The organism is Streptomyces tibetensis (genome assembly GCF_007655005.1).
Classification (GTDB): Bacteria; Actinomycetota; Actinomycetes; order Streptomycetales; family Streptomycetaceae; genus Streptomyces; species Streptomyces tibetensis.
In genome coordinates, this window is the sequence record NZ_SZVW01000006.1 from 128188 (window position 1) to 153969 (window position 25782).

At 69.2% G+C, this 25782-nt stretch carries 23 protein-coding genes, 1 tRNA gene and 2 pseudogenes; 6 read left to right on the top strand and 20 right to left on the bottom strand.

What is annotated here, in order from left to right; translation table 11 throughout:
• Positions 1–10 precede the first annotated feature (10 nt).
• Entirely contained in the window at positions 11–1021 is a 1011-nt protein-coding gene (locus FDO69_RS12095; protein ID WP_104779781.1) for a carbohydrate ABC transporter permease, read from the bottom strand.
• A 5-nt stretch (positions 1022–1026) separates the two neighbouring features.
• A complete protein-coding gene (locus FDO69_RS12100) occupies positions 1027–2355 on the bottom strand; it encodes an ABC transporter substrate-binding protein (protein ID WP_104779782.1) in 1329 nt (442 codons plus the stop codon).
• A 407-nt stretch (positions 2356–2762) separates the two neighbouring features.
• Here FDO69_RS12100 and FDO69_RS12105 point away from each other — a divergent pair, with 407 nt between their 5' ends.
• Complete coding sequence (locus FDO69_RS12105; protein ID WP_104779783.1) at positions 2763–3818, top strand: LacI family DNA-binding transcriptional regulator; 1056 nt, start codon at positions 2763–2765, stop codon at positions 3816–3818.
• A pseudogene (locus FDO69_RS12110) lies at positions 3815–4627 on the top strand (serine/threonine protein kinase); the annotation flags it as partial. The gene FDO69_RS12105 and the pseudogene FDO69_RS12110, both read left to right, overlap by 4 nt.
• Here FDO69_RS12110 and FDO69_RS12115 read toward each other — a convergent pair.
• From FDO69_RS12115 to FDO69_RS12140, 6 genes are all read right to left on the bottom strand, one after another.
• Positions 4584–5111 carry an NUDIX hydrolase gene (locus tag FDO69_RS12115; RefSeq protein ID WP_104779784.1) on the bottom strand — a complete coding sequence of 176 codons (528 nt, stop codon included), beginning with the start codon at positions 5109–5111 and terminating at the stop codon, positions 4584–4586. The pseudogene FDO69_RS12110 and the gene FDO69_RS12115 sit on opposite strands and share 44 nt — an antisense overlap.
• Before the next feature lie 21 nt (positions 5112–5132).
• Positions 5133–6323 (bottom strand): MFS transporter, encoded by a 1191-nt coding sequence (locus FDO69_RS12120; RefSeq protein ID WP_104779785.1) that lies wholly within the window; start codon positions 6321–6323, stop codon positions 5133–5135.
• Positions 6324–6419: 96 nt separating this feature from the next.
• Positions 6420–6492 (bottom strand) — tRNA-His (locus FDO69_RS12125).
• Between the two features lie 139 nt (positions 6493–6631).
• Positions 6632–7234, bottom strand: a complete 603-nt coding sequence (gene orn, locus FDO69_RS12130; RefSeq protein WP_104779786.1) for an oligoribonuclease — start codon at positions 7232–7234, stop codon at positions 6632–6634.
• Between the two features lie 103 nt (positions 7235–7337).
• Complete coding sequence (locus tag FDO69_RS12135) at positions 7338–8582, bottom strand: helix-turn-helix domain-containing protein (RefSeq protein WP_104779787.1); 1245 nt, start codon at positions 8580–8582, stop codon at positions 7338–7340.
• A gap of 377 nt (positions 8583–8959) precedes the next feature.
• Positions 8960–9292 carry a hypothetical protein gene (locus FDO69_RS12140; RefSeq protein WP_104779788.1) on the bottom strand — a complete coding sequence of 111 codons (333 nt, stop codon included), beginning with the start codon at positions 9290–9292 and terminating at the stop codon, positions 8960–8962.
• A gap of 313 nt (positions 9293–9605) precedes the next feature.
• Here FDO69_RS12140 and FDO69_RS12145 point away from each other — a divergent pair, with 313 nt between their 5' ends.
• Both FDO69_RS12145 and FDO69_RS12150 read left to right on the top strand, forming a co-directional pair.
• Positions 9606–10133, top strand: a complete 528-nt coding sequence (locus FDO69_RS12145) for a universal stress protein (protein ID WP_104779789.1) — start codon at positions 9606–9608, stop codon at positions 10131–10133.
• Positions 10134–10245: 112 nt separating this feature from the next.
• Positions 10246–10806: a GPR1/FUN34/YaaH family transporter gene (locus FDO69_RS12150; RefSeq protein WP_104779790.1), complete on the top strand. Its 561-nt coding sequence runs from the start codon at positions 10246–10248 to the stop codon at positions 10804–10806.
• A gap of 177 nt (positions 10807–10983) precedes the next feature.
• On the opposite strand, the gene glmS is transcribed toward FDO69_RS12150, so the two are convergent.
• Together glmS and FDO69_RS12160 are read right to left on the bottom strand one after the other, a co-directional pair.
• On the bottom strand, positions 10984–12801 hold the full coding sequence (glmS, locus tag FDO69_RS12155) for a glutamine--fructose-6-phosphate transaminase (isomerizing) (RefSeq protein WP_104779791.1): 1818 nt from the start codon (positions 12799–12801) through the stop codon (positions 10984–10986).
• A gap of 12 nt (positions 12802–12813) precedes the next feature.
• Entirely contained in the window at positions 12814–13071 is a 258-nt protein-coding gene (locus tag FDO69_RS12160; protein WP_104779792.1) for a hypothetical protein, read from the bottom strand.
• 186 nt (positions 13072–13257) lie between these two features.
• Here FDO69_RS12160 and FDO69_RS12165 point away from each other — a divergent pair, with 186 nt between their 5' ends.
• Positions 13258–14823: a purple acid phosphatase family protein gene (locus FDO69_RS12165; RefSeq protein ID WP_104779793.1), complete on the top strand. Its 1566-nt coding sequence runs from the start codon at positions 13258–13260 to the stop codon at positions 14821–14823.
• Between the two features lie 9 nt (positions 14824–14832).
• Here the strand turns inward: FDO69_RS12165 and FDO69_RS12170 are convergent, their stop codons facing one another.
• From FDO69_RS12170 to FDO69_RS41885, 4 genes are all read right to left on the bottom strand, one after another.
• The gene (locus FDO69_RS12170; protein WP_104779794.1) at positions 14833–15714 is read right to left on the bottom strand and encodes a DUF4429 domain-containing protein; all 882 of its coding nucleotides are present in this window, start codon (positions 15712–15714) and stop codon (positions 14833–14835) included.
• A gap of 87 nt (positions 15715–15801) precedes the next feature.
• The gene (locus FDO69_RS12175; RefSeq protein ID WP_234387911.1) at positions 15802–16173 is read right to left on the bottom strand and encodes a transposase; all 372 of its coding nucleotides are present in this window, start codon (positions 16171–16173) and stop codon (positions 15802–15804) included.
• Between the two features lie 136 nt (positions 16174–16309).
• Positions 16310–17212, bottom strand: a complete 903-nt coding sequence (locus FDO69_RS12180) for a hypothetical protein (protein WP_138430089.1) — start codon at positions 17210–17212, stop codon at positions 16310–16312.
• A gap of 887 nt (positions 17213–18099) precedes the next feature.
• Positions 18100–18555 (bottom strand): DUF5946 family protein, encoded by a 456-nt coding sequence (locus tag FDO69_RS41885; RefSeq protein WP_104779797.1) that lies wholly within the window; start codon positions 18553–18555, stop codon positions 18100–18102.
• A 172-nt stretch (positions 18556–18727) separates the two neighbouring features.
• Here FDO69_RS41885 and FDO69_RS12190 point away from each other — a divergent pair, with 172 nt between their 5' ends.
• Positions 18728–20029, top strand: a complete 1302-nt coding sequence (locus FDO69_RS12190; protein WP_420878502.1) for an IS701 family transposase — start codon at positions 18728–18730, stop codon at positions 20027–20029.
• Here FDO69_RS12190 and FDO69_RS41130 read toward each other — a convergent pair.
• The 6 genes and pseudogenes from FDO69_RS41130 to desA form a co-directional block, all read right to left on the bottom strand.
• Complete coding sequence (locus FDO69_RS41130; protein WP_167526572.1) at positions 20026–20175, bottom strand: hypothetical protein; 150 nt, start codon at positions 20173–20175, stop codon at positions 20026–20028. The genes FDO69_RS12190 and FDO69_RS41130 overlap by 4 nt on opposite strands.
• A 192-nt stretch (positions 20176–20367) precedes the next feature.
• A pseudogene (locus FDO69_RS42680) lies at positions 20368–20481 on the bottom strand (helix-turn-helix domain-containing protein); the annotation flags it as partial.
• A 152-nt stretch (positions 20482–20633) separates the two neighbouring features.
• On the bottom strand, positions 20634–22403 hold the full coding sequence (locus tag FDO69_RS12200; protein WP_104779798.1) for an IucA/IucC family protein: 1770 nt from the start codon (positions 22401–22403) through the stop codon (positions 20634–20636).
• Positions 22400–22951 (bottom strand): GNAT family N-acetyltransferase, encoded by a 552-nt coding sequence (locus FDO69_RS12205; protein WP_104779799.1) that lies wholly within the window; start codon positions 22949–22951, stop codon positions 22400–22402. The genes FDO69_RS12200 and FDO69_RS12205 overlap by 4 nt, the downstream gene beginning before the upstream one ends.
• A complete protein-coding gene (locus FDO69_RS12210; protein ID WP_104779800.1) occupies positions 22948–24225 on the bottom strand; it encodes a lysine N(6)-hydroxylase/L-ornithine N(5)-oxygenase family protein in 1278 nt (425 codons plus the stop codon). Before FDO69_RS12210 ends, FDO69_RS12205 begins: the two co-directional genes overlap by 4 nt.
• On the bottom strand, positions 24209–25651 hold the full coding sequence (gene desA / locus FDO69_RS12215) for a lysine decarboxylase DesA (protein ID WP_104779801.1): 1443 nt from the start codon (positions 25649–25651) through the stop codon (positions 24209–24211). The genes FDO69_RS12210 and desA overlap by 17 nt, the downstream gene beginning before the upstream one ends.
• Between the last annotated feature and the right edge of the window lie 131 nt (positions 25652–25782).

A 25782-nucleotide genomic window follows, 5' to 3' on the forward strand; every position in this document is an offset into this window, starting at 1 on the left:
GCCACACTCCTTAACTACTGGCGCGCAGCCGGCGCGAGAGGACGTAGTTGACGATGGCGATGACGATCAGGATCAGGAACATCGTCCAGGCGATCGCCGAGGCACGGCCCAGGTGCTGGGCCACCCAGCCCTGCTCGTACAGATACAGACCGAGCGTCTGGAACTGGTGCTCCGCGCCACCGGACGTGCCCTTGTTGGCGTCGAACAGCAGCGGCTCGCCGAAGACCTGGCTCGCCCCGATCGTCGAGACGACACAGGTGAACAGGATCGTCGGGCGCAGCGCGGGCAGCGTCACATGGATGAACTGCTGCCAGCGGTTGGCCCCGTCCAGGGCCGCCGACTCGTACAGGTCGTGCGGGATGGCCTGCATCGCGGCCAGGTAGATCAGCGCGTTGTAGCCGGTCCAGCGCCAGATGATGATCGACGAGACGGCGATCTGCGAGGGCCACTTGTCGTTCTGCCAGTCGACCGGGTTGATGCCGACCGCGTCGAGGGCCCAGTTGATCATGCCGTAGTCGCGGCCGAAGAGCAGCACGAACACCAGCGAGGCGGCGGCGATCGACGTCGCGTACGGCGCGAGCATCGCGACCCGGAAGAACGTCGAGGCGCGCAGCTTGTAGTTGAGGATGTGGGCGATGCCCATCGCCATCAGCAACTGCGGAACGGTGGAGATGATGCCGATGGTCAGGGTGTTCTTCGCCGCGTTCCAGAAGAAGTCGTCGTCGAAGATCCGGGTGTAGTTGCGCAGCCCGACCCAGTTCATGTCGGTCGGCGCGGTCAGCTCCACCTGGTGCAGCGAGGCCCAGCCCGTGTAGATCAGCGGAAACAGGCCGAACGCGATGAACAGCAGGAAGAACGGGGACACGAACGCGTACGGGCTCCAGCGGATGTCCCGCTGCCAGCGCCGGGACAGCCGGTCCCGGCGCCGCCGCTCCTTCTCCACGGCGGCGTCCTCGGGCGGGCGGCCCGGGGCCGCGCCCCCCTCCATGGGGGGCGCGGCTGTGTCGTTGCGGGTGGCCATACGGGTCACTGGTCCAGCTTGTTGTCGATGGTCTTGATCGCGGACTCCCAGGCGTCCTTGGCCGACTTGCCCTTCGTCACCAGGATCACGCCGTTGTCCGACAGGCCCTGCATGATGATCTGGTCCTTCGGGCCGATCACCTGGACCGGGGCGGCCTTGGCGGCCTCGGCGAAGATCGGACCGATCTTCTGGTCACCGGTCATCTCGTTCGTCGCGCCCGTCACTTCGGGCATGGTGTAGGCGGACGGGGCGCTCGGGAAGCTGGCCTGCACCTTGAACAGCTTCGCCTGCTGCTCCGGCGCGGTCAGCCAGGTCACGAACTTCTGGGCCTCCTTCACGTGCTTGCCGCTCTTCGGCACGGTGAGGAAGGTGCCGCCCCAGTTGCCGCCCTTGGGCGCGACGGCCACGGCCCACTTGCCGGCGGCGTCGGGCTTGGCGTTGCCCTTGATCGTGCCCAGCATCCACGGCGGGCAGGCGATCGCGGCGAACTTGTTGTTGGCGATCGTGGAGTTCCAAGACGGCTGGAACTGGGTCTGCGACTGGACGAGGCCCTTCTCGGCGGCCTCCGCGGTCAGGTCGAAGGCAGCCTTGACGGCCGGGTTCGTCTTGTAGATGACCTCGCCGGAGGAGTCGTAGAACTTCTCCTTCTCGCTGCCGAGAATCGCGTTGATCAGGCCGCCGGGGGAGTCCATGAAGAAGGTGCCCTTGGGGGCCTTCGCCTTGTAACGCTCGCCCACCTGGACGAGCTTGGCCCAGTCGCCGGACCACAGCTTGCCGACCTCGGCCGGGTCGGTGGGCAGACCGGCCTGCTTGAAGAGGTCCGTGCGGTAGCAGATCGCCATCGGGCCGACGTCGGTGCCGAGGCCGATCGTCTTGCCGTCCTTGGTGGTGGCCTGCTGCCACTTCCAGGGCAGCCACTTGCTCTTGTCCACGCCCGACACCTTGGACATGTCCTCGAGCTTGTCGGCCTGGGTGGCCGTCACCTCGGCGATGTTGGCGACTTCGACGGCCTGGACGTCCAGCAGGCCGCTGTTGGTGGTCAGGTGGTTCAGCAGCGCCGGGTAGTAGTTCTCGTTGCGCTCGACGACGTTCTGCTCGATCTTGATCTTCGGGTTGAGCTTCTCGTACTCGGCGTAGAGACCGGCTTCCTTGAAGCCCATGGTGCCGAAGAGGCCCACCGAGATCGTGGTCTTGCCGCCGCCGTCGCCGTCCGACGAGGAACCGGAGCCGTCGTCCTTGCCGTCGTCGGCACAGCCGGCCAGCAGCCCGGCGCCCAGCGATGCGACGGCCGCGACGACCATCGCCTTGCGGGCGGTTCGGATGCGTGCTCGCATGTCGTCCTCCTGTTGCCCTGACGTGCCGACCCCCCGGCCAACTGCTGTGTCGGACCGTTTTACGCGCTTAAGGCTCGGGCGGGGAACGTGCGGGTTGTGTATGTGTCAGGTACCGTGGGAGCGCTCCCACCAGTGATGTGTTGAAGAGTCCCCGGTCGCGGCGGGGGTGTCAAGGGACCGGACAGGGAGAGATGCGTTCAGTTATCGGCCCGTTAACTGGACCCTGAGCGGCATCGGTTGGGAGCCGGGCCGGTTGAATCGAGCCAGTCGGCCACCGGTCGCACGGCTCGTCCGGCAGAAGCGGAAGGCCGGGGCGGCGAGCCCTCGGCGAAGGTCGTCACGGCGGGCGGGCCTGTTAAATTCCAGGCCAGTCGCAGAGTGCGGGTGTGAACGGGAAGGCGGAGCCCATGGCAACCCACGGAGCGCGGGGCCGAAGTGGTGGCCGGCCCACCCTCGAAGAGGTGGCGGCGCGCGCCGGTGTCGGCCGCGGCACCGTCTCGCGGGTGATCAACGGCTCGCCCCGGGTCAGCGACGCGACGCGCGCTGCCGTCGAGGCGGCGGTCGCGGAGCTCGGTTACGTCCCCAACACCGCTGCCCGTGCCCTGGCCGCCAACCGTACGGACGCGATCGCGCTGGTCGTGCCCGAGCCGGAGACCCGGTTCTTCGCGGAGCCGTACTTCTCGGACATGCTGAAAGGTGTCGGGGCGGCGCTGTCCGACACGGAGATGCAGCTGCTGCTGATCTTCGCCGGCAGCGACCGTGAACGCGCCCGGCTCGCCCAGTACCTGGCGGCCCACCGCGTGGACGGCGTCCTGCTGGTCTCGGTGCACGCCGACGACCCCCTGCCCGACCTGCTGGCCCAGCTGGAGATCCCGGCGGTGATCAGCGGCCCGCGCTCGGCGGCGGAGACCCTGCCCTCGGTCGACTCGGACAACTACGGCGGTGCCCGCCAGGCCGTCGAGCACCTGCTGTCCCGGGGCCGCAGCCGGGTGGCCCACATCACCGGCCGCCTCGACGTCTACGGTGCCCAGCGCCGTGTCGACGGCTACCGCGAGGCCATGAGCGACGCCGGCCTCGGGGTGGACGAGGGGCTGATCGAGGCGGGGGACTTCACGGAGGAGGGCGGCCACCGGGCCATGGAGGTCCTGCTGGAGCGCCACCCCGACATCGACGCGGTCTTCGCCGCCTCCGACGTCACCGCGGCCGGCGCCCGCCGGGCGCTGCGCGAGGCGGGCCGCCGCATCCCGGAGGACGTGGCGCTCGTCGGCTACGACGACTCCGCCATCGCCCGCCACATGGAGCCGCCCCTGACCAGCGTCCGCCAGCCCATCGAGGAGATGGGCCGCCGGATGATAGACCTCCTGCTCACCGAGGTCGCCGACCGCCGCCCGCTCGCGTCCCGGGGCCTGGACCGCCGGCAGATGGTCCTGGCCACGGAACTGGTGTCCCGCTCGTCGTCGTGACCGGCCATCCACTCCTGGCTGTCACCGAGACCGCCCGGACCGAGCCGTACCTGCGGGCGGTGGGGGAGGTGTTCCGCGCCTTCCGCGACCAGGACTCGGGCTGCGTGTCGTACGGGGTCCGGCTGGCGGACGGCGAGCGCTGGTTCGTGAAGGAGGCGACGACGTCCGCGGCCCGGCACTCGCTCGACCGGGCCTGGGCCTTCCATCGCGCGGTACGCCACCCGGTGATCGTCCCCCAGCTGCACCGCTTCCGGGTCGGCTCCGGCGGTCCGGCCGTGGTGATGCCCTGGCACTGCGGCGAGGTCCTCTACCACCCCACCCTCCGCCACCGGGGCGGCCGCGCCCACCCGGACCATCCCCTGGCCCGCTTCCGCGCCCAGCCCGTCGCGACGGTCCTGCACGCCGTCGACCGCCTCCTCGACGCCCACCTGGCGGTGGAGGCCGCCGGCTTCGTCGCCGTGGACCTCTACGACGGGGCGTTCCTGTACGACTTCGAGACCGGCGCGCTCCGTCTGATCGACCTCGACGAGTACCGCCCGGGCCCGTTCACCCTGGAGGCCGACCGGCTGCCGGGCTCGCGCCGTTTCATGGCCCCGGAGGAGTTGCGGCGCGGCTCCCGCATCGACACCCGCACGACGGTCCACGCCCTGGGGCGCGCCGTCCGACTGCTGCTGGACGCGGGCGACGAGGAGTGCGCCTGGCGTGGCACGGCGGAGCAACTGGCGGTCGTCGAACGGGCCGTGCGGTTCGACCCATGTGAACGGTTCACCACGGTCGCGGAGTTGGTGGCGGCGTGGCAGGCGGTGAGCCGAGGCCGGGGTGGCGCCGCAGGGCGTCCAGGCCGTCGGGCACGAACAGCCGCTCCCGGATCACCTGCCGAAACTCCGCCTCGCTGAACCAGCCGTGCCAGGCGATCTCGGACGGGTCGGGGGCGAGGCGCTCCGGGACCACGGCCTCGTGCACCCCCAGCCAGTACGGGCTGATCGCCCCACGGCAGAGGAACGAGAACACGAACCGCACCCGCGCCCGGACACCCAGCTCCTCCGCCAGCTCCCGGGCCGCCGCCTCCTCGTACGACTCGCCGACCGCGACGCCACCGCCGATCAGCCAGTCGTGGTGGCCCGGGAAGCGGGACACGTGCTCCGGCCTGCGGTGCACCAGCACACGCCCCCGCGCGTCCCGGCAGACCGTCGTCGCGACCCGGTGCGGCCAACCGTTGCGGATCGCCTCGTCCCGGTCGACCACCCCGACGACCCGGTCCTGCTCGTCGACCCGTTCCACCAGCTCGCCCATGGGCCTCACGATCGCACGCGCTCACACCCGGGCCGGTGCCGGTCGGCGTACCAGGTACACCGCCGCGGTCACGACCAGCACCGCCATGCACGCGATGAACACCAGCCCCGCCCCCTCCAGGCCGATCGGACCGGTCAGCAGGCCGACGCCGATCACCGGGAGGGAGATACCCGCGTAGGCCACCACGAACAGGGTCGAGATCACCGCCGCGCGCTGGTGTGCGGGAGAGGCCTCGGCCACGTCGGACAGGGCACCGCGGAACGCCAGGCCCTGGCCGATCCCGCCGATGAGCGCGCTGGCGATCAGCAGAACCATCTGGTCCCACCGCAGCGCACCGGCGAGCAGCGCCAGCCCGGCGAGGAGCCCGGCGCACCCCAGTGGCAGGGAGCGCCGTACGCCGACCCGGCCGACCGCGAGTTGCCCGGCCGTCGACGAGAAGAAGGCCAGCGCGACGATCAGCCCGCTCACGGCGTGGTCGTCCACGTCCAGGGACTCCACGAGGAAGGCCGGGCTGACCGAGGTGAACACCCCGAACAGGGCGAAGCCGACGAAGGAGGCGGTGGCGGCGGGACCGAACACCGCCCGCACCTGCGGGGGCAGCGCGGGCCGCTGCGGGCGTACGGCGCGCAGCGGCTGCCGTTCCCGTACCGTCTCCGTGAGCCACAGCAGCACGGCGGCCGAGGCGGCCACCAGGGCGAGGTGGCTGACGAACGGCAGATACAGCGGCCAGGGTGCGTACTCGGCGAGAACCCCGGAGAGCAGGGGGCCGCAGCCCAGCCCGCCCATGTTGGCGGCGGTCGCCACGAACGTGGCCCGGGAGGCACCGCCCTCGGGCGCCAGCTCCATCACGTACGCCGTGGCGGCCCCGGTGAACAGCCCGGCGGACAGCCCCGACAGCAGCCGCCCCACGTAGAGCCAGCCGAGGCCGGTGGCACTCAGGAAACAGACGGCGCTCAACGCCGCGAACCCCAGGCCGCACAGCAGCACCGGCCGCCTGCCCACGGCGTCCGAGGCGTTGCCGACCAGCAGCAGCACACCGATCACCGCGAAGGCGTACAGGGCGTACACCACCGTGACCGTCAGCTCGGAGAAGCCGAACTCGTCCTGGTAGAGGGGATAGAGGGGAGTCGGCAGCGTGGTGCCGGCCATGCAGACGGCGAACACCGCCCCGCTGAGCACACACGCGCGCCATCCCGGGCGTCGACCGTCCATGCCGCCGACGGTAGCCAGCCCGCCCCGGCACTCCGGAGAGGCGCGCAAAAAGCTTCAGCCGGTGGCTTCTTCCGAAGCCACCGGCTGATTACTCAGGGTGAGTGACGGGACTTGAACCCGCGGCATCCTGGACCACAACCAGGTGCTCTACCAGCTGAGCTACACCCACCATGACCGGCTTGGAGGTCAGTGACTTCCCTGACCGGCCGAGAAAAAGTGTACAGGATCCGAAGGGGTGCTCGCGTACGGCTTTCGCCGCGCCGCCCCGACGGGGCCCCCGCGCCGTCCCCGACGGGCCCCCGCCCCGCCTACTGAGCGGGCAGAACGTGCTTCGCCGCGATCGTCTTCGCGGTGTCCGAGTCGGGCCCGGGCTGCGGGACGAACACGGCCTCGCGGTAGTACCGCAGCTCCGCGATCGACTCGCGGATGTCGGCGAGCGCACGGTGGTTGCCGTTCTTCTGCGGGCTGTTGAAGTACGCCCGCGGGTACCAGCGACGCGCCAGCTCCTTGACCGACGACACGTCGACGATCCGGTAGTGGAGGTAGCTCTCCAGCGTCGGCATGTCGCGCAGCAGGAAACCGCGGTCCGTGCCGACGGAGTTCCCGCACAGCGGGGCCTTGCCGGGCTCCTTGACGAACTTCCTCACGTACGTCAGGACCTGGTCCTCGGCGTCCTTGAGGGTGGTCCCGGCGGCGAGCTCCTCGAGCAGCCCGGAGGCGGTGTGCATCTGGCGCACCACGTCCGGCATCGTCTCCAGCGCCTGGTCCGGCGGCCGGATGACGATGTCCACGCCTTCCCCGAGGACGTTCAGCTCGGAGTCGGTCACGAGGGCGGCCACCTCGATGAGCGCGTCGTCCGACAGCGAGAGGCCGGTCATCTCGCAGTCGATCCACACCATGCGATCGTTCATGTGTCTAACCTTACGGCCCGCCGCCCCCGGCCGGGCCGCCCGTACCGGGAAAGCCGCAGGGCCCGCGGGAGGCATGCTCCTCGCGGGCCCTGCGGTCACCGGTTCACGGCGCGCTGCGCTGCCCGGGCAGGCTCCCCGACAGGGCCGGGGACTGGCCGGCCGCGCTCGCCGCCGCCGTACGGCGGGACTGCAGCGGCACCGGGTGCTCCGGGTGCAGCGCGGCCGGTGCCTGGCCGGGCTGGCCAGGGTGCCCCGCGTGGCCCGGATGGCCCGGCATGCCGGACCCGGGGCCGCCCGGTGTGCTCTCGGTCTCCTGGGGCCGCTCGCCCTGCGGACGCCGGGCGCGGTACGCCGCCCGGTAGGCGGCCGGGGACGAACCCAGTTGGCGGCGGAAGTGCCCGCGCAGGGCGACCGGCGACCGGAAGCCGCAGCGCCCCGCCACCTCGTCCACCGAGTAGTCCGACGTCTCCAGCAGGCGCTGCGCCTGGAGGACCCGCTGCGTGATCAGCCACTGCAGTGGAGCGCTCCCGGTCAGCGAGCGGAAGCGGCGGTCGAACGTACGCCGGCTCATGTACGCGCGTGCCGCCAGTGTCTCCACGTCGAACTGTTCGTGGAGGTGCTCCAGCGCCCAGGCGACGACCTCGGCGAGCGGGTCGGCGCCGATCTCCTCGGGTAAAGACCTGTCGAGGTAGCGCTCCTGCCCGCCGCTGCGGCGCGGCGGCACGACGAGCCGCCTGGCCAGGGCCCCGGCCGCCTCGTTCCCGTGGTCCGTGCGCACGATGTGCAGGCACAGGTCGATGCCCGCCGCGGTGCCCGCCGACGTGAGCACGTCGCCGTCGTCGACGAACAGCTCACGCGGGTCCACGTGCACCGACGGATAGCGCTTGGCCAGCGTCGGTGCGTACATCCAGTGCGTCGTCGCGGGACGGCCGTCCAGCAGGCCGGCCGCCGCGAGCACGAAGGCGCCGGTGCACAGCCCGACGATGCGGGCACCCTCCTCGTGGGCGCGGCGCAGCGCGTCGAGCGCCTCCTCCGGTGGCGGAGAGGTGATCGAACGCCAGGCCGGTACGACGACCGTGCCCGCGCGCGAGATCGCTTCCAGGCCATGTGGTGCGGTGAGTTCGAGTCCTCCCGTGGTCCGTAGCGGACCTTCCTCGCCCCCGCATACCAACAGTCGGTAGCGCGGTACGCCGGCGTCCTGGCGGTCAACCCCGAACACCGACAGTGGTATGGAACTCTCGAAGATGGGGCCGCCGCTGAACAGCAGCACCGCGACGATCTCCTTGCGGCGACGCCCGGAAAGCTTCCGGGCCGCGGCTTCCGGCGCGGCAGTGGAGTCGTGGCTCATACTGCTAAGCCCCCCTCGGTGGTCGCGGCTCCTCGGTTGTGTCGCTCCTGCACGTTTCCCCTCGGTCCTGCACGAGTCCCCCGCCGTAGACAGTCAAGATCGAATCTACTGTGTGTCGTTGTGCCGAAGTGGCCGGTTCACCACTCGGCACATTGTCGACTTGGCAACTTGGCGTAAAGCATTCGATCACGAAGCGTTGCACTCGTGGGGCGTGCAGGGAAGTGCGCCTCGTCGCAGTGGCCAATCCACGTAGGGTGCACGGACCCCCCGAGACCCTTTCCGTGCAGGTCGAACGGGGGTTGGGGGGTGGTTGGGCGGGGTGATGTGCAGGTACCGGAACTTGGCTGAAAAGCGCCGTGTGCGTGCGCGGAAACCGGTCAGCTGACCGGTGTATCTCCGCCGGTGTGCCGTCCGCCACGGTGCGACCCCGTTCCGGTGCGGTGCCGCCGGCCCCGGTGGGGTGCCCGGTCCTCGGCCGCGAGCCGGGCCGCGCCGCGCTCGGACTGGCGCAGCAGGACCCGGCAGGCGCCCGTGACGGCCGCGAGCCCGAGGGCCGTCCCGACGGCGCCGGCGAGAGTGGCGCCGCAGCCGAGGAGCACCACCGGGACGAGCAGGCAGCTGAAGGCAGCCCAGCGAACCACATCCGTCGCGGTGTCCCGCGGCGGCGGGGCCGCGCGGTCCGCCTCGGCGGCGGGGCGTGGTGCGGACATGGTGCTCCCTGTGGCGTGACTCACGGGGTTCAACGCGCGACCGGGGCGTCGGTCACTGGCTGCCCCGATCGCCCGACGGGCCCACGGGCAAGTGAATCCCGCGCAAACCGCCTGTACAGCGCAGCAACCATTGCGTTACGGGCGGTGCCTCGTGCATGCTCCCTGGAACCCGCACGCACCGTGAGCGGGATCTGGGCTAAGGAGGCGTGGCGCCGTACCCTTGAGGGTATGGGGTTGGGAAGACCATTCCCGGACACAGCTCCGCCGCACACTGTTGTCCCTCCCATACAAGGATCACAACGCCGAGACAGCCATGGCCGGTCACGAATTCTTCGAACCCGCGGACCGCAAGCGGCCCGTCGCCGATCCCACGGCGGCCGAGCCCCTGGCGGCGAAAGAGCCACGCCATTCCTGCGATCCCGCCTTCAAGCACGGGGTCGTCGTCGGCTTCGACGGCTCCACCTCCAGCGAGCGCGCCCTGGCCTACGCCATCGGCATGGCCCATCGTTCCGGGTCGGGCCTGATCATCGTCCACGTCGCCAACCGGCTGCCGACCACGGTGTGGGCCGGTTGCGAGCCGCCGGTGTTCGTGGACGTGCCGGACCACCGCACCGAGGTGCTCGGGCTCGAGCTGGCCTGTGCGGACTACCTCGCCGAGGTGCCCTGGATCCTGGTCGAGCGCGGCGGTGACATCTGCCACGAACTCGAAGAGGTCGGCCGGGAGTACGAGGCCGACGCGATCGTCGTCGGCTCCACCCACGGTCTCGTGGGGCGCATCTTCGGCTCCGTCGCCGGGCGGCTCGCCAAGCGGGCGCAGCGGCCCGTCATCGTCATCCCCTGAGCTCCAACTCCCTTGCCACGCGCGAATCCATTCGCGCGTAGAGGTGTTTGTGCCTTTGTGAAGGGCATATACGGAACACCGCACAACTGCACATGCACGAAGGGAGCCCGCCGTGGACAAAGACGTCTCCGCGGGAAGCGGAATCACGACCGTGGCCGGTCGACTCGCCCTGGGAATCACCCTGTTGGCCTTCGGGCTGGGGCATACCGATGTGATCGACGGTGTGTCAGCCGCTGACGCCGCGTCAATCGCCCAGTACGTGGGCGGGATCGCGCTCTTCGTCGCGGGGCTCGTGGCCCTGCGCGAGGGTGACGCCGCCGGTGGTACGGCGTTCTCGGTGCTCGGGGCGCTGTGGTTCACGTGGGCCGTGTCCGAGAGCGGCTCCGGCAACGGGGCAGGGCTGTTCCTGCTGTTGTTCGCCCTGGTGGCGCTGTCCTTGACGCTCGCGGGTGGGGATCAGCTCGGGCAGGGCGTGTACGGGCTGTTCTTCGTCGCCCTGTTGCTCATGGCGGTCGCGAAGTTCGCCGGCAGCGACGGGCTCACCGAGGTGGGCGGGTGGTTCGCCGTGGCCGCGGGGGCGGTGGCCTGGTATGCGGCGACCGCCGCGTTGGCGCACTGGCCGACTGTTCTTCCGCGACGCGCTGCGGGCCGGGGCGTGACGGCCACCGGTTAGCTGCGCCGGCTGGGGAGTTGGGCGGCTTCCCGGCGATGAGAACGGACCCCCCGTGCATGGTGGCAGCACGTGGGGGTCCGTTTTCGCTCGTTGGCCTGTGCGGGTGCGCGGGGGCTTGTCGCGCCCACGCGGCGGAGCCGCACATCGATACAGCCCCGCACCCCTGAAGGAAGGCCTCTACTCCACCGTCACCGACTTCGCCAGGTTCCTCGGCTTGTCGATGTCGCGGCCGAGCACCAAAGCCGTGTGGTACGCCAGGAGCTGGAGCGGGATGCCCATCAGGATCGGGTCCAGCTCGTCCTCGTTCTTGGGGACGACGATCGTCTCGTCGGCCTTCTCCTGGGGCTGGTGGGCCACGGCGAGGATCTTGCCGCTGCGGGCCTTGATCTCCTCCATGGCGGCGCGGTTCTTCTCCAGGAGGTCGTCGTCGGGGACGATCGCGACCGTCGGCAGGGCCGGCTCGATCAGGGCCAGCGGGCCGTGCTTGAGCTCCGAGGCAGGGTAGGCCTCGGCGTGGATGTAGGAGATCTCCTTGAGCTTCAGGGAGGCCTCGCGGGCCACGGGGTAACCCCGGACACGGCCGATGAAGAGCATCGAGCGGGCCTCGGCGAACTGCAGGGCCAGCTTCTTGACCTCCTCCTCCAGCTCCATGATCTCGGCGATCTGCGCGGGCAGCTTGCGCAGGCCCTCGATGATCCGCTTGCCGTCCCGGACCGACAGGTCGCGGGTGCGGCCGAGGTGGAGGGCGAGGAGGGCGAAGGCCACCGTGGTGTTGGTGAAGCACTTGGTGGAGACGACGCAGACCTCGGGGCCGGCGTGCACGTAGATGCCGCCGTCCGCCTCACGGGCGATGGCCGAGCCGACCACGTTCACCACGCCCAGGACGCGCGCGCCCTTGCGCTTGAGCTCCTGCACGGCGGCCAGCACGTCGTAGGTCTCACCGGACTGGGAGACGGCGACGTAGAGGGTGTCGGGGTCGACCACCGCGTTGCGGTAGCGGAACTCCGAGGCCGGCTCGGCGTCGGCGGGGATACGGGCCAGCTGCTCGATCATCTGGGCGCCGATCATGCCCGCGTGGTACGAGGTGCCGCAGCCGAGGATCTTCACGCGGCGGATGCGGCGGGCCTCGCGGGCGTCCAGGTTCAGGCCGCCCAGGTGCACGGTGGAGAAGCGGTCGTCGATGCGGCCGCGCAGCACGCGGTCCACGGCGTCGGCCTGCTCGTGGATCTCCTTGTGCATGTACGTGTCGTGGCCGCCCATGTCGTAGGAGGCGGCCTCCCACTCCACGGTGGTGGGCTCCGCCGTGGTGCGGGTGCCCTCGGTGGTGTAGGTGCGGAAGTCGTCGGCCTTGAGGGTGGCCATCTCGCCGTCGTCGAGGGTGACGATCTGGCGGGTGTGGGAGACCAGCGCGGCGATGTCGGAGGCGACGAACATCTCCTTCTCGCCGATGCCGAGGACGACCGGGGAGCCGTTGCGGGCGACGACGATCCGGTCGGGGAAGTCGGCGTGCATGACGGCGATGCCGTACGTGCCCTCGATGAGCCGGAGGGTCTCGCGGACCTTGTCCTCCAGCTTGGTCGCCTGCGAGCGGGCGATGAGGTGGACCAGGACCTCGGTGTCGGTCTCGGAGAGGAACTCGACGCCGTCCGCCTCCAGCTTGCGGCGCAGGTCGGAGGCGTTGTCGATGATGCCGTTGTGGACGACGGCGACCTTGCCCTCGGCGTCCAGGTGCGGGTGGGCGTTGACGTCGGACGGGGCACCGTGGGTGGCCCAGCGGGTGTGGGCGATGCCGGTCGTGCCCTTGAAGCGGGCCGGGACCTTCGCCTCCAGGTCGCGGACCCGACCCTTGGCCTTGACCATCTTCAGGCGGCCGCTCGACGGGGTGGTGACGACGATGCCCGCGGAGTCGTAGCCGCGGTACTCCAGGCGCTGCAGACCCTCCAGGAGGAGGGGCGCGACGTCACGCTTCCCGATGTAACCGACGATTCCGCACATGTATACGTATTCCTAGCCGTAGACGATGCGCCGCAGCTGCCGGAGCGAGAGCTCCGGCGGGGCCACCGCGCGGTATTTGAGGTCCGCCTCGATCCGTTCGAAGATCTCCGCGTTGACCAGGCCCTGGGCCTGGAGCTCGCGGTGGCGGCGACGGACGTACTCCTCGGTCGTCTCGTCGAAGTAGGCGAGCACGTCCTGGATCACACGCAGCGCCTCGCCCCGGCCGAGGGCGGTGGACCGCGTCAGATGATCAACGAGTTCGTCGTGCACTCGCTAGATCTTGCGGCACCGGCGATACTTTCGCAAGAATTCTGCCCGATTTCGGGCAGACCCTTGTGGGGAGCTTTTGGGGGAACGTTGAACGTGTCATGAGTGCCTGTTCGTGACCCGTCCACCGGACGTCCGGTGTCCCGTTGCCCGAGGCGTCGATTTTTGGACGCCATGGACACTCCTCGTATGGGCGTACCCGAGCGGCTCGCCGAGCGCATGAGCATGGCCGAGCAGCACGAGTACCTGCGCGCGAAATTCTCCCGGCGCACGATGATCAGAGGCGGAGCCGTCACGCTCGGCGCCGTCGCGGGTGGCGCGTTCGTGCCCGGCGCCACCGCACAGGCCGCCGTGCCGGCCGCCCGCACCGCCCCGGCCACCGCGTCCGTCGACGGCGCTCTCGTCGCCCCCTTCGGCCGCCACCTCGCCTACGGCACCGACCCGCGCACGGAGATGACCGTCTCCTGGCAGGTCCCGGTCGCCGTCAAGAAGCCCTTCATCCGCATCGGCGCCCACCCCACGGACCTCTCCCGCAAGATCGACGCCGAGGTCCGCACCCTCTTCACGCCCGCCGGAGTCGGCGCGAGCGGCAACCACACCCAGTACTACGTCCACGCCAAGCTGAGCCGTCTGAAGCCGGGCCGGACGTACTACTACGGCGTCGGCCACCAGGGCTTCGACCCGGCCGAGGCCCACCTCCTGGGCACCCTCGGCACCTTCACCACCGCCCCCGCGCACAAGGCCCCGTTCACCTTCACGGCCTTCGGTGACGAGGGCGTCAGCTACCACGGCCTCGCCAACAACAGCCTGCTGCTCGGCCAGAACCCGGCCTTCCACCTGCACGCCGGCGACATCGCCTACGCCGACCCGTCCGGCTCCGGCCAGACCTCCGACACCGGCTTCGACTCCCGGATCTGGGACCAGTTCCTCGCCCAGACCGAATCCGTCGCCAAGTCCGTCCCCTGGATGCCCGCCTACGGCAACCACGACATGGAGGCCTGGTACTCGCCCAACGGCTACGGCGGCGAGGAGGCCCGCTGGACACTGCCCGACAACGGCCCCGACAAGAAGAACCTGCCGGGCGTCTACTCCTTCGTCCACGGCAACACGGCCGTCATCTCCCTCGACGCCAACGACATCTCCTTCGAGATCCCGGCCAACCTCGGCATCTCCGGCGGCACCCAGACGACGTGGCTGGAGGCCCAGCTGAAGAAGTACCGGGCCTCCCACGACGTCGACTTCATCGTCGTGTTCTTCCACCACTGCGCCTACTGCACCTCCACCTCCCACGCCTCCGAGGGCGGGGTGCGGCAGGAGTGGGTGCCGCTGTTCGAGAAGTACACCGTGGACCTGGTCATCAACGGCCACAACCACCAGTACGAGCGCACCGACGTGATCAAGGGCAACAAGGTCGCCAAGAAGCTCCCCATCGGCGGCACGGCCTACCCCGAGACCGACGGCGTGGTCTACGTGACGGCCGGTGCGGCCGGACGCAGCCTCTACGCGTTCAGCGCCCCGCTGTCGTACGAGGGCAACGAGCACGACGTGGACTCCGTGGCCTCGTTCGTCAACGTCAAGGGCGGCAAGCAGAACGAGACCGTCGCCTGGTCCCGGGTGCGCTACCTCGACTACTCGTTCCTGCGCGTGGACGTCACCCCCGCGCCGAAGGGCCGCCTGGCCACGCTGACGGTGCGCGGCATCGCCGAGAGCGGTGACCAGGTCGACCACTTCACCGTGGCGCGCCGGGCGAAGTGACCGCGAGCGCTACATCCGCTTGAGGATCGCCTGCTTGGCCAGGGTGAACTCCTCGTCCGTCAGCACGCCCGCGCGGTGCAGCTCCCCGAGCTCGCGCAGGCGGCGCAGCAGGGCGTCGTGGTCGGCCTCGGCGGACGCGACCGGAGCAGAAGGCGGCTCCGGTCGCGCGTCCACCGGGTCCGCGGCGGCCCGGGCCGGGTGCGGAAGCCTGGCCTGGACCGCCGCGGCGACCAACGCCATCAGCGGGTCCTTCTTGAAGCCCCACAGCTCCACGGCGTTGGGGTCGTACTTGGGCGGGGTCTTGGTGGGCGCGTGCCGCACGGTGAAGCGCAGGTGCCCGTTCTCCAGACCGGCCGCCGGGTGCCACTCCACGCCCGTGATGTCGGTGAGCGCGAGCGTACGGGCGCCGGCGGCGGCCTTGGCGTCCTCCGTCTTCCAGTTCCACTCCAGGCGTATGCGCTCGCCGTCGAAGCCGGCGGTGCCGTCCCCGGCGGAGACCGACAGCGGGACGGAGGGCCCCGGCAGCAGATAGGTGTCGACCGGCCCGGCGGGGACCTGGTCGAGGAGCAGGGCGCTGCGCACCTCGTCCACGAAGTACTCGGCGACGCCGTAGCGGTCGGGCTCCACGATCAGCTGGTAGGGGTCGTGGGGCTCGGTGAGCCGGCCGCCGGTGGCGTGCAGCAGCGGGTCGGCGCCGTCCCGCAGCCGGAGCCTGAGCCGCCCCGACTTCTTGCCCTGCTCCAGGGAGATACCGGCCAACGCCCCTAACGGCACGACCAGTTCACCCAATTCCCTGCGCAACAGACTGACGTTCTTGTCCCGTCCGGGAGTCAGCCGCAGCGCGTCCGAGTCGAAGGCCCACGTGCCGTCCTTCTGGATGATTTCCGCCATGGGTTGACATCCTCCCCCTCTGAATGAGCGAGATTCCAACCTATTCGGGTTGAGGCTCACGGGCGCTCGAACGGCTGGTGGCCGCTGTCACCCCTCCGGCACCGGGTGAGAGCCGGGGGCGGGGGATCCCGCCCTGTCCTGCCGCGACGTGATACCGGCGTTGGTGTCCGCGTCGCAGGTGGAGCCGCAGGCGGAACAGACGAACTCGGCTTGGCTCTTGCGCGAGTTCTTGTCAATCCATCCGCAGGTACTGCATCGCAGGCTGGTACAGAGGGCGGGCACGTCTTCGACCCGGTCGGGGGCTTTGTCTTCGGTGCGCTTGCGGAACCGGCCCCAGTCCTGGGCGAGGATCACGCGGTTCAGGCCGGACTTCTGGGCGATGTTCTGCCGGGCTGTTCCACGGTTCCCTTCGCGGAGCGGGTCATGTTCTTGATATTCAGCTTCTCGAACCGGATTCAAGGGACCGGAGTCAGCCGCAAACGACTCCGGACCGCCTGCCGTGGCTCATGGCTCGGCTACTCGTAGGCTCCGCCTTCTGGGCGGCGAGCACGTCGGAGAGCGAAAGCGAGCCCGCAGGACCGCGCGGGCCGGTCAGCTAAAAGAGCTGGCCGAGGACCCCCTGCCAGGTACTGACGGCCTGAGCGAGTTGGGACGACGCGCCGGCGGCACTCGTGATCGCGGCCATGGCCGCTCTGCCGCGGCTGAGCGCGCGGGGCCCGTCTGGTGCGGCCGCCGCGTCGGCGACGTCAGCGACGTTGTCAAGGAGCTGGGCGCGCAGGTCCTCAGCGAGCCCCGGATCCCGCTCGATGGCCTCAGCCAGGGCACGGATGGCGTCCGCGGTGTCGGTCTGCCCGCGGTCGGCGACGGCCTGAACGGTCGCGCCGATGCTGTTGACCGTGTCGGCTACGGAGACGTGGCTGTTGTTCACCTCTCCGATCGCGCCGATGTTGCGTGCGTTGATGGTGATCGGGTCGCGTCGCTTCCCTTGTCCGGAGTCCTCCGCGTACTTGGGCATGAGCTCCAGCACCTCCGCAAGGTAGTTGACCGCGATCGCAATATAGGCCGCATAGATCCGCGGATGAATCCCGACGGCAATCTCCCGATACATCGCTGGACTGCCAGCATAGGCGTTGGTGACCTTTCCACCGGTCAAGTATTCCGCATGCGTGATCCCAGACTCTCCTTGCCCTGAAAGTGTGGCTTTGTATCGGGCGAGAACGTCGGTTGTCAAGAATCCGCTGAGGGAATCCGCGAAGGAGTCACTCAACGCGCACTCACGTGGGAAATGACCAGCACCACGGAACGGAACCGAGCCGGGCCAGCCACCGTTGTTCTGGGCGGCCTCGTATTGCTTGACGCCCTCCTCTATGAGTGTGGTGAGCCGCTCGGCAACGGTCTCCGCCGCCACATCATCGCGGATCCGGGCGAACGTGGGCGGATGTTGAGTGGGGAGCAGGTCCGGGCGTGGAACTGACGTCGTCAGACGATCCGCCAGCACGAGGAGATCTTTGTGGATCTCACTGAGAATTGGCCTTAACTCGCGCTCAGATGCGTCCCACAATGTCCTATTCGTGCGCCGGCTCCCAAGAGCGGTATAGCCCTTCCCTTTCCCCGCGTTCGCCGCCTCGAACCGTTCTCGCGCCTCAATCGCGGGTCGGAGTGCCTTGAGAATGCCGACAGAGTTCCTAGGGCCACTGAGGGGGAAGAACCCTAGAAGTATGCGCTCTGCGTCTAGGCTCCAACCGCCAAGGGTGTGGCGTGGAGCAAGGCTGGATATGAGGTCTGCCGCTTCCGCCGTCGAGCTCCGCAGTCTTCCCCGTTCCAGGAGCTGGGATACGTCGTCTGCGTGTGCGCGCGCCTGCTTGGCGATTTGTGGTCCAAGTTCCGAGACTGCGTCCCTGAGCTCCTGGCGTGCGGCGTCGGGATCGGGTAACCGAGTGTGGCCCATGTGGTCATCATGGCCCGCGGAGCCTGACACAGCAACGAGCCCTTGGTGTCTCGTCAAACGTTCGTTTGACGACAGGCGGCCGACGCGTCCAATGAACCCCTGCATTCCAGGGGTTCTCGGTAGCTCGAATCCAATCAGATCCGATGGTGATTGCTGACAGGGTTTGACGACAGATAGGGTCCGACCCTCCGTACGGAAGGGGCCCTCCGTGGCGAACCTGGTCTGCAAGCGGGTCTCGAACGACCAGCAACAGACCGCCCGGCAGAACCTCGTCCTAGTACTCCAGCCGTAGATGTGATCTTCATGGCTATGGCTGCGGCGAGCGTGGGCTTGGTGACGTTGGCGCCAGGCGGATCAGCGTCGTCTACGCGGGCGTCGTGGACAGGCCGAACGGATAGGAAGGCCACTCTTCGGCAGGCCCAAGGAAGCCTTTTCGATCACGTGCCGCCACTCCACGCGGCGACCGTTGTGGCGGCCCAAGCCTCGACGCGTTCTGTGAACTCCGCGGAGGGGAATGTCCCGTCGACGGCGACGTCTTCGATCGTGACGGAGAAATGAGATCGTGGCGCGTCCCAGTGCGGTGGCGCCGCGTCCGGGGCGACTCGGGAAGGCCTGCCCTTCACACGGTGGGAGTTGCCACGACGAGCTTGACCAACGAGCTGGTTCACTTCGTCGAGGCCGCCATCGATGTATGCGCGCAGGAGCGTCCAAGCCATCGCGCCGTCGTCGGTGGGTAGCCGACTGGGGTGTTGGAGCAGGAAGCAAGCGACTGAGACACCGTGCAGCGGCCCCCACGGTGCCTGCCGCGAATGGTCCAATGCGAGCAAGGCGTGGAACAGCTCGTCACAGGACCGCGGGTTCATCGACGCACCGCACTCCGCGCAAGGTTCCATACCTTCTCCTCGGTCCTCGAAGCACAGCCTAGTACTCTAGCCGGAGACGTGATCTTGCTGGTGGGGCCGGTGCGGAGACGGGTATGGCCACCCGTGATCATCGTCAGGTGTGTGGACTGATGATGAAGCGGTGGCCGCGGGCCACAGCGTAGTGCCTGCCCGCTGGCAGGCGATGTTCGAGGGCTTGCTGGGCCGGATGGCGGACCGCTTCGGGCGCATCGAACCCCGGCTGCGGGTACGGCAGTTGATGCTGGGACTGCTGGCTGACCTGCCGCGCAAGAACTGCTGGACAATTGCCGAGCACGCCGGGGACACCAGCCCGGACGGGCTGCAGCACCTACTCGGCCGGGCGAAGTGGGACGCTGATCTGGTGCGCGACGACCTGCGCGCGTTCGTGCTGGACCACCTTGGCGACGATCAGGCCGTGCTCGTGGTCGATGAGACCGGTGACCTGAAGAAAGGCACCCACACCGTCGGCGTGCAGCGCCAGTACACCGGCACCGCCGGGCGGATCGAGAACGCCCAGGTCGCCGTCTACCTCACCTACACCTCCCGGCACGGCCACGCGGGCATCGACCGTGCGCTGTACCTGCCGAAGTCCTGGACATCCGATCCGCAGCGATGCCGCCAGGCCGGCGTGCCCGAGGACATCGGCTTCGCCACCAAGCCACAGCTCGCCGCGCAGATGATCGAACGCGCACTGGACGCCGGAGCGCCCGCGGCGTGGGCGGCCGGCGACGAGGTCTACGGCGACAACCCCCACCTGCGCGCCACCCTGGAACGACGGCAGCTCGGCTACGTACTGGCCGTCTCCAGCACCCACCGCCTGCCCACCCAGGCCGGGCCGCAGCGCGCCGACCACCTGGCCAGGCGCATCCCACGGCGGGCCTGGCACAAGCTGTCCGCCGGAAAGGGCGCCAAGGGCCACCGCTGGTACGACTGGGCACACCTGGCCCTGGCCACACCCGGCCTGGCAGGCCATCAGTACTTGCTGATCCGCCGCAACCGCCGCACCGGAGAGCTCGCCTACTACCGGTGCTACGCACCCCGACCGGTTCCGCTGTCCACCCTGGTCAAGATCGCCGGAAGCCGCTGGACCGTGGAGGAAACGTTCCAGAGCTCAAAGACCCTGGCCTGGCTGGACGAGCACCAAGTCCGCCGCTGGAACTCCTGGCACCGATGGGTCACCCTGTCCCTGCTCGCCCACGCCTTCCTCGCCGTCACCGCCGCCCTCGAACGCCGAGGCCAGGCCCTGACCGACGACGGCACCAGTCCCGACGAACTGGCTCCGCTCACCTGCAACGAGATCCAGCGCCTGTTCACCGCCGTGATCCCACAGCTCGCCCACGACCTTGCGCACCGACTGCGCTGGTCCCTCTGGCGCCGACGCCACCAGGCCCGAGCCTGCCGCAGCCACTACCGCAGACAAGCCGCCCAGCAACCACGAAAATCACATCTCCGGCTGGAGTACTAGCCGAGGCCGGCATCGAGGACCCGGTCGTCTTCGAGGAGGGCCCGGGCACCTCCAGCCGCCTCCACCCCCTCCAGCGCCCGAGGTTCCTCACCGTACGACGCGGCCAGGGCTACACCCTGCTGGTCAGCACCACCTCCGCGGTCCACCGCCAACTCCTCACCCGCTGCCAGCCCCTCGACGGTACCCAGAGCACCCCGGCCGTCCCAGCCCAGCGCAAGGCCCGCCGCGAGTACGCAAACCGCGTCGACACCCTCGCAGCGACATCTGAAGGGGAGTGCCGGCAGGTCACGGGCTACTCCGTTGTTTTCTCGCCGAGTACTACTGGGACCCCTACGCCGCCGCCGGTGCGAGTGCTGCTCAACGGCAAGATTCCAGACGTACCGGGTGTGCGCGCAGTGCGTGAGCATCCGCTCGGCCTGCACGGGCGACGGGTACATCCGGAAGCGTGGCATGTCACGAACCCAGCCACTCCGTTCCCCTCCCGCGCGTGACTTCGATCATCATCGCCCTTCGAGGTGGCCGGTGGAGCGGTTGCCCTGCGCCCCCAAAGGGACGAGCACCCCGGAGTACGGTCCTCCGGGGTGCTCGTCCCTTTGGGGGTCGGTCAGAACTCCGCGATCGGGTTCGCCAGGGTGCCCACCAGCTGGAGGGCACCGGACGGGTCCGACAGGTCCACCATCTGTTCGTTGTTGCGGAGTTGGAGGCGGTTCAGGCAGGACAGGGCGAACTCGGGCGCGAACATGTCGTACTGGCGGAACTTGTCGGCCAGCTCGGGTGCCGAGGCCTGGTACTCCCGGGTGACCTCGGCGACCGTGCGCCAGAAGTCGTCCTCCTCCAGGATCCCCTCCGAGGCGAGGTTCGCCGCGAGGAAGCGGAAGAAGCAGTCGAAGACGTCCGTGAAGATCGACAGGAGTTTCTTGTCCTCCGGGACCTCCACGCGCAGCCGCTCGACCGTCGGCGGCAGCACCGCGTCCGGGTCCATGACCGCGATCTCCTCGGCGATGTCCTTGTAGATCGCGCGCTGCACGACCCCGTCCTTCAGCACCAGGATGACGTTCTCGCCGTGCGGCATGAACACCAGGTCGTAGGCGTAGAAGCTGTGCAGGAGGGGCGTGAAGTAGGCCTGGAGGTAGCGGCGCAGCCACTCCTTCGGGGCGAAACCCGACTGCTCGATCAGCGCGCCCGCGACCGACGCGCCCTCGTGGTCGACGTGGACGAGGGACGCCATGGTGGCGAGGGACTCGCCCTCGTTCAGCGACGGCACCGGGCTCTCCCGCCACAGCGCGGCGAGCATCTTGCGGTACGGCGAGTAGCGGTCCGTCGCCTGCTCGTACTCCAGGTGCCGGTAGCCGACGGCCGCCCGCTCCCGGATGATCGACAGGCCGGTGGACCTGAGCACCGGGTCGCCCTCGATGAGCTGGGCCAGCCAGTCGTTGATCGCCGGCGTGGCCTCCATGTAGGCCGCCGACAGGCCCCGCATGAAGCCCATGTTGATGACCGACAAGGCTGTTTTGACGTAGTGCTTCTCGGGGCTGGTCCGGTTGAAGAAGGTCCGGATGGACTGCTGCGCCAGGTACTCGTCGTCGCCCTCGCCCAGGCACACCAGGTGCCGGCGGGCCACCTCGGCCGCGAAGGTGACGCTGAGCTTGTTCCACCACTGCCAGGGGTGGACCGGGATCAGCACATAGTCGGCGGGGTCCAGGTCCTGGTCGCGCAGGACGCCGTGGAAGCGCTCGACGGTCTCCGCGCCCAGTTCCTCGCGCAGGAACGACTCGTACTCGATGCCGACACCGGCCGTGAACGCGGCACGGGACCTGTGCGCGGCCAGCCACACCAGGCGGACCGGGCTCGCCGTCTCCGGTGCGTAGGACAGGTACTCGTGGATGCCGAAGCCGAGCCGGCCGTTGTTGGCGACGAAGCAGGGGTGGCCCTCGGTCATACCGGTCTCGATGGCCTGGAAGTCGCCGCGCGCCAGCTCGGCCGCCGTGGTTTTCGGCTTGGTGAGCTTGTAGCAGGTGCCGGAGAGGGTGGAGGAGATCTCCTCCAGATAGACCGGCAGGATGTCGTCGCTCAGGCCCAGGGACTTCTGCAGTTCGATGAAGAAGTCCAGCGCGGCGAGCGGGGCTTCGGTGCCGTCCCGGTGGCGGGTGATCGACTCGGCGTCGACCTGCCAGTGGTCCAGGGCCCGGCGGGTGGCGGTGAAGCGGTAGCTCGTCAGGCCGTCGTCGCTGCGGACGACGTAACTCTCCCCGTCCTGTTCGGGGGTGATCAGCCGCTCGTGCGCGAACTCGGCGAGCGCTTTGCGGATCAGGAGGCGGTTGGCCCGCGCCCAGCGGTGGGGGGACAGGTGCGCTACGGCGTCGGACAGGGTCATACGGCTACTCCTCGGGCGGCCAGGAACTGTGCGCGGGTGCAGAAGCTGAGCAGCGCGCGCTTCTCCGGCTTGTCGATCTCGCGCTCGGCCACGAAGCCGACGGCCTCGTTGAGCGCGTGGACTGCCTTGTTGCTCACGTCGGGCTCCACCACGACCCGGCGGGTACGCGGGTCGGCGAACAGCTCGTCCATCACGGTGGTGATGACGGCCCTGGTGAAGCCGTGGATCGGCCGGTCGGTCGGCGCGACCAGGAAGTGCATGCCGACGTCGCCGGGCTCCGGGTCGTACAGCCCCACCAGCTCGACGTATCGGGGGTCGTACTTCTCCATCAGGAACGCGGGCCGGCCCTCGTGCAGACCGAGGTAGGCGTCGTGGTGCTCGTGCGCGGCGATGCGCATGTACTCGCGCTCGACGTCCTGGAGCGCGGCGTCCTGCATCATCCAGTAGGCCGCCTTGGGGTGGGTGACCCAGGAGTGCAGCAGCTCGGCGTCCCTCAGGGGGTCGAGCGGGCGGACGGTGAGCGTTCCGATGCCGGTGGTGGCGCTCATACGGCGAACTCCTGGAACGCGATCGTCTTCTCCACCGGGTAGTACTCGCTGCCGAGCAGCTCGCGGATGATGTACGCGTTCCGGTACGGGCCCATGCCGAGGTCGGGGCTGGTGATGCTGTGCGTGTGGACCCCGGCGTTCTGCAGGAAGATCCCCCGGCCGGTGACGTCGATCGCGTAGTTGCGGGCGACGTCGAAGTTGCCCTGCGAGTCGTAGACCAGCCGGTCCTTGACGGGGGCCAGGAACTCGGGCTCGGCGTACTTGTAGCCGGTCGCCAGGACCAGGCCCTGTGAGTCCAGCTCGAAGTCCTTGCCCTGCTCCTCCTGACGGAAGCCGAGGGTGTACGTGCCGTTCTCGTACCGCGCGCTGTGCAGCGCGGAGTTGGTGAGCAGCCGGGTGGGGACGGGCCCGCCGAGGTTCTTCTGGTAGAGCAGGTCGAAGATCTCGTTGATGAGGTCGCCGTCGATGCCCTTGAACAGGCCCTTCTGCTCGGCCGTGAGGCGGTAGCGGGTCGCCTCGGGCAGCTCGCGGAAGTAGTCGACGTACTCCGGGGACGTCATCTCCAGCGTGAGCTTGGTGTACTCCAGCGGGAAGAAGCGCGGGGAGCGGGTGACCCAGTTCAGCCGGTAGCCGTGGACGTCGATCTCGCTGAGCAGGTCGTAGTAGATCTCGGCGGCCGACTGGCCCGAGCCGACCAGGGTGATCGAGTCCTTCTTCTGCAGCTCCGCCTTGCTCTCCAGGTAGCGGGAGTTGTGCAGGAAGTCGCCGCCCAGGCCCTGGCAGGCCTCGGGTATGTAGGGCGGGGTGCCGGTGCCGAGGACCAGGTGACGGGCCCGGTAGGTGTCCCCGGCGGTGGTCTTCACGACGTACAGCTCGTTCTCGTACGTCACCTCGGCGACCGTGGTGCCGAAGCGGATGCTGCGCAGTCTGTTCGCGGCCCAGCGGCAGTAGTCGTCGTACTCGACGCGCAGCGGGTAGAAGTTCTCGCGGATGTAGAACGAGTACAGCCGGCCCTTCTCCTTCAGGTAGTTCAGGAAGGAGTACGGGGACGTCGGGTCGGCGAGGGTGACCAGGTCCGACATGAACGGGGTCTGGAGGTGGGCGCCGTCCAGGAACATCCCGGCGTGCCACTCGAAGTCGGGCTTCGACTCCAGGAAGACGCCGTCGAGTGCGTCGATCGGCTCGGTCAGGCAGGCCAGGCCGAGGTTGAAGGGGCCGAGCCCGATGCCCACGAAGTCATGGGTTCCGGTCGGGTTTTCAGGACGCGCGGTCAAGGGACTCTCCCAGGTACTGCTCGGCGTGGCCGGCGATCAGATCGAGGACGGCGGCGATGTCGGACGCCTGCGTCTCGGGGTTGAGCAGGGTGAACTTCAGGTAGTGGCGGCCGCCGACCTTGGTGCCCGCGACGATGGCGTCACCGGAGGCGAACAGGGCCTTGCGGGCGTAGAGGTTGGCGCGGTCGATCTCGGCGGGGTCGGTGACGGCCGCCGGGATGTAGCGGAAGACCAGCGTGGACAGGCTCGGCTCCACGACGACGTCGAAGCGCGGGTCGGCGGCGAGCAGGCGCCAGCCATCCCGGGCCAGTTCGCACACCTCGTCGAAGAGCTGGCCGATGCCGTCGGCGCCCATGGTCCGCAGGGTCATCCACAGCTTCAGGGCGTCGAAGCGCCGGGTGGTCTGCAGGGACTTGTCGACCTGGTTGGGGATGCGCTCCTCCACCATGCGCCGCGGGTTGAGGTACTCGGCGTGGTAGGTGGCGTGGCGGAGCGTGGCGGCGTCCCGCACGAGCACGGCCGAGGAACTCACCGGCTGGAAGAAGGACTTGTGGTAGTCGACGGTGACCGAGTCGGCACGCTCGATGCCGTTGATGCGGTCCCGGTGCTTCAGGGAGGCCAGCAGACCGCAGCCGTAGGCGGCGTCGACGTGCATCCAGGTGCCGAACTGCTCGCACAGCTCGGCGATCTCGGGCAGCGGGTCGATGGAGCCGAAGTCGGTGGAGCCGGCGGTGGCGACGACGGCCATGGGGACGAGGCCGTCCTTCGCGCAGCGCTCCAGCTCACGGGCGAGCGCGACGGTCTGCATGCGCTTGTCGTGGTCGACGGGTATGGAGACCACGGCGTCCGGGCCGAGCCCGAGCAGCTTCGCGGACTTCTTCACGCTGAAGTGACTGACCTCGGAGGCGAAGATGCGCAGTTCGGCAAGGTCGTTGCTCTTGGCCTCCTCGCGGGCCAGCAGCAGGGCCTGGAGGTTGGACTGGGTGCCGCCGGAGGTGAACACGCCGTCGGCGGCCGGGCCGAGGCCGATCCGCTCGGTCGTCCAGTCGATCAGTTTCCGCTCGATGAGCGTGCCGCCGGCCGACTGGTCCCAGGTGTCCAGTGAGGAGTTCACGGCGGACAGGACGGCCTCACCGAGCACGGCCGGGATGACGACCGGGCAGTTCAGGTGGGCCAGGTAGCGGGGGTGGTGGAAGTAGATCGCGTCCCGGAGGTAGACGTCCTCCAGTTCGTCGAGCACCGCCGTGGTGTCGTGCAGCGGCTGGTCGAGGTCGATCTCGTCGATGCGGGGGGAGAGGGCGTCGACGCTGATGCCGGTGAACGGCCGGTCGGTGGCGGCGAGTTTGGCGGCCACCCGCTCGACTCCGTCGGTCACGGAGCGGCGGTACTGCTCCGCGGTGGTGTCGTTGAGCAGGTGCGAGCGCATGTGGGGGTCCTCCGGTGGGGACAGTCCGGTGTGGGACGGGACGGGCTGATCTCCGGCGTCCAGAACTTAGGTAAGCCTAACCTAGCTTGATCGAGAGGGGTGGGCGGGCCCTGCCGTGACTGTGGTCACTC

What these genes read in the sequence shown, in the direction of transcription:
- FDO69_RS12095 (WP_104779781.1), bottom strand. Translation starts at nt 1,021, where the DNA reads ATGGCCACCCGCAACGACACAGCCGCGCCCCCCATGGAGGGGGGCGCG.
- FDO69_RS12100 (WP_104779782.1), bottom strand. Translation starts at nt 2,355, where the DNA reads ATGCGAGCACGCATCCGAACCGCCCGCAAGGCGATGGTCGTCGCGGCC.
- FDO69_RS12105 (WP_104779783.1), top strand. Translation starts at nt 2,763, where the DNA reads ATGGCAACCCACGGAGCGCGGGGCCGAAGTGGTGGCCGGCCCACCCTC.
- FDO69_RS12115 (WP_104779784.1), bottom strand. Translation starts at nt 5,111, where the DNA reads ATGGGCGAGCTGGTGGAACGGGTCGACGAGCAGGACCGGGTCGTCGGG.
- FDO69_RS12120 (WP_104779785.1), bottom strand. Translation starts at nt 6,323, where the DNA reads ATGGACGGTCGACGCCCGGGATGGCGCGCGTGTGTGCTCAGCGGGGCG.
- orn (WP_104779786.1), bottom strand. Translation starts at nt 7,234, where the DNA reads ATGAACGATCGCATGGTGTGGATCGACTGCGAGATGACCGGCCTCTCG.
- FDO69_RS12135 (WP_104779787.1), bottom strand. Translation starts at nt 8,582, where the DNA reads ATGAGCCACGACTCCACTGCCGCGCCGGAAGCCGCGGCCCGGAAGCTT.
- FDO69_RS12140 (WP_104779788.1), bottom strand. Translation starts at nt 9,292, where the DNA reads ATGTCCGCACCACGCCCCGCCGCCGAGGCGGACCGCGCGGCCCCGCCG.
- FDO69_RS12145 (WP_104779789.1), top strand. Translation starts at nt 9,606, where the DNA reads ATGGCCGGTCACGAATTCTTCGAACCCGCGGACCGCAAGCGGCCCGTC.
- glmS (WP_104779791.1), bottom strand. Translation starts at nt 12,801, where the DNA reads ATGTGCGGAATCGTCGGTTACATCGGGAAGCGTGACGTCGCGCCCCTC.
- FDO69_RS12165 (WP_104779793.1), top strand. Translation starts at nt 13,258, where the DNA reads ATGGGCGTACCCGAGCGGCTCGCCGAGCGCATGAGCATGGCCGAGCAG.
- FDO69_RS12170 (WP_104779794.1), bottom strand. Translation starts at nt 15,714, where the DNA reads ATGGCGGAAATCATCCAGAAGGACGGCACGTGGGCCTTCGACTCGGAC.
- FDO69_RS41885 (WP_104779797.1), bottom strand. Translation starts at nt 18,555, where the DNA reads ATGGAACCTTGCGCGGAGTGCGGTGCGTCGATGAACCCGCGGTCCTGT.
- FDO69_RS12190 (WP_420878502.1), top strand. Translation starts at nt 18,728, where the DNA reads ATGTTCGAGGGCTTGCTGGGCCGGATGGCGGACCGCTTCGGGCGCATC.
- FDO69_RS12200 (WP_104779798.1), bottom strand. Translation starts at nt 22,403, where the DNA reads ATGACCCTGTCCGACGCCGTAGCGCACCTGTCCCCCCACCGCTGGGCG.
- FDO69_RS12205 (WP_104779799.1), bottom strand. Translation starts at nt 22,951, where the DNA reads ATGAGCGCCACCACCGGCATCGGAACGCTCACCGTCCGCCCGCTCGAC.
- desA (WP_104779801.1), bottom strand. Translation starts at nt 25,651, where the DNA reads ATGCGCTCGCACCTGCTCAACGACACCACCGCGGAGCAGTACCGCCGC.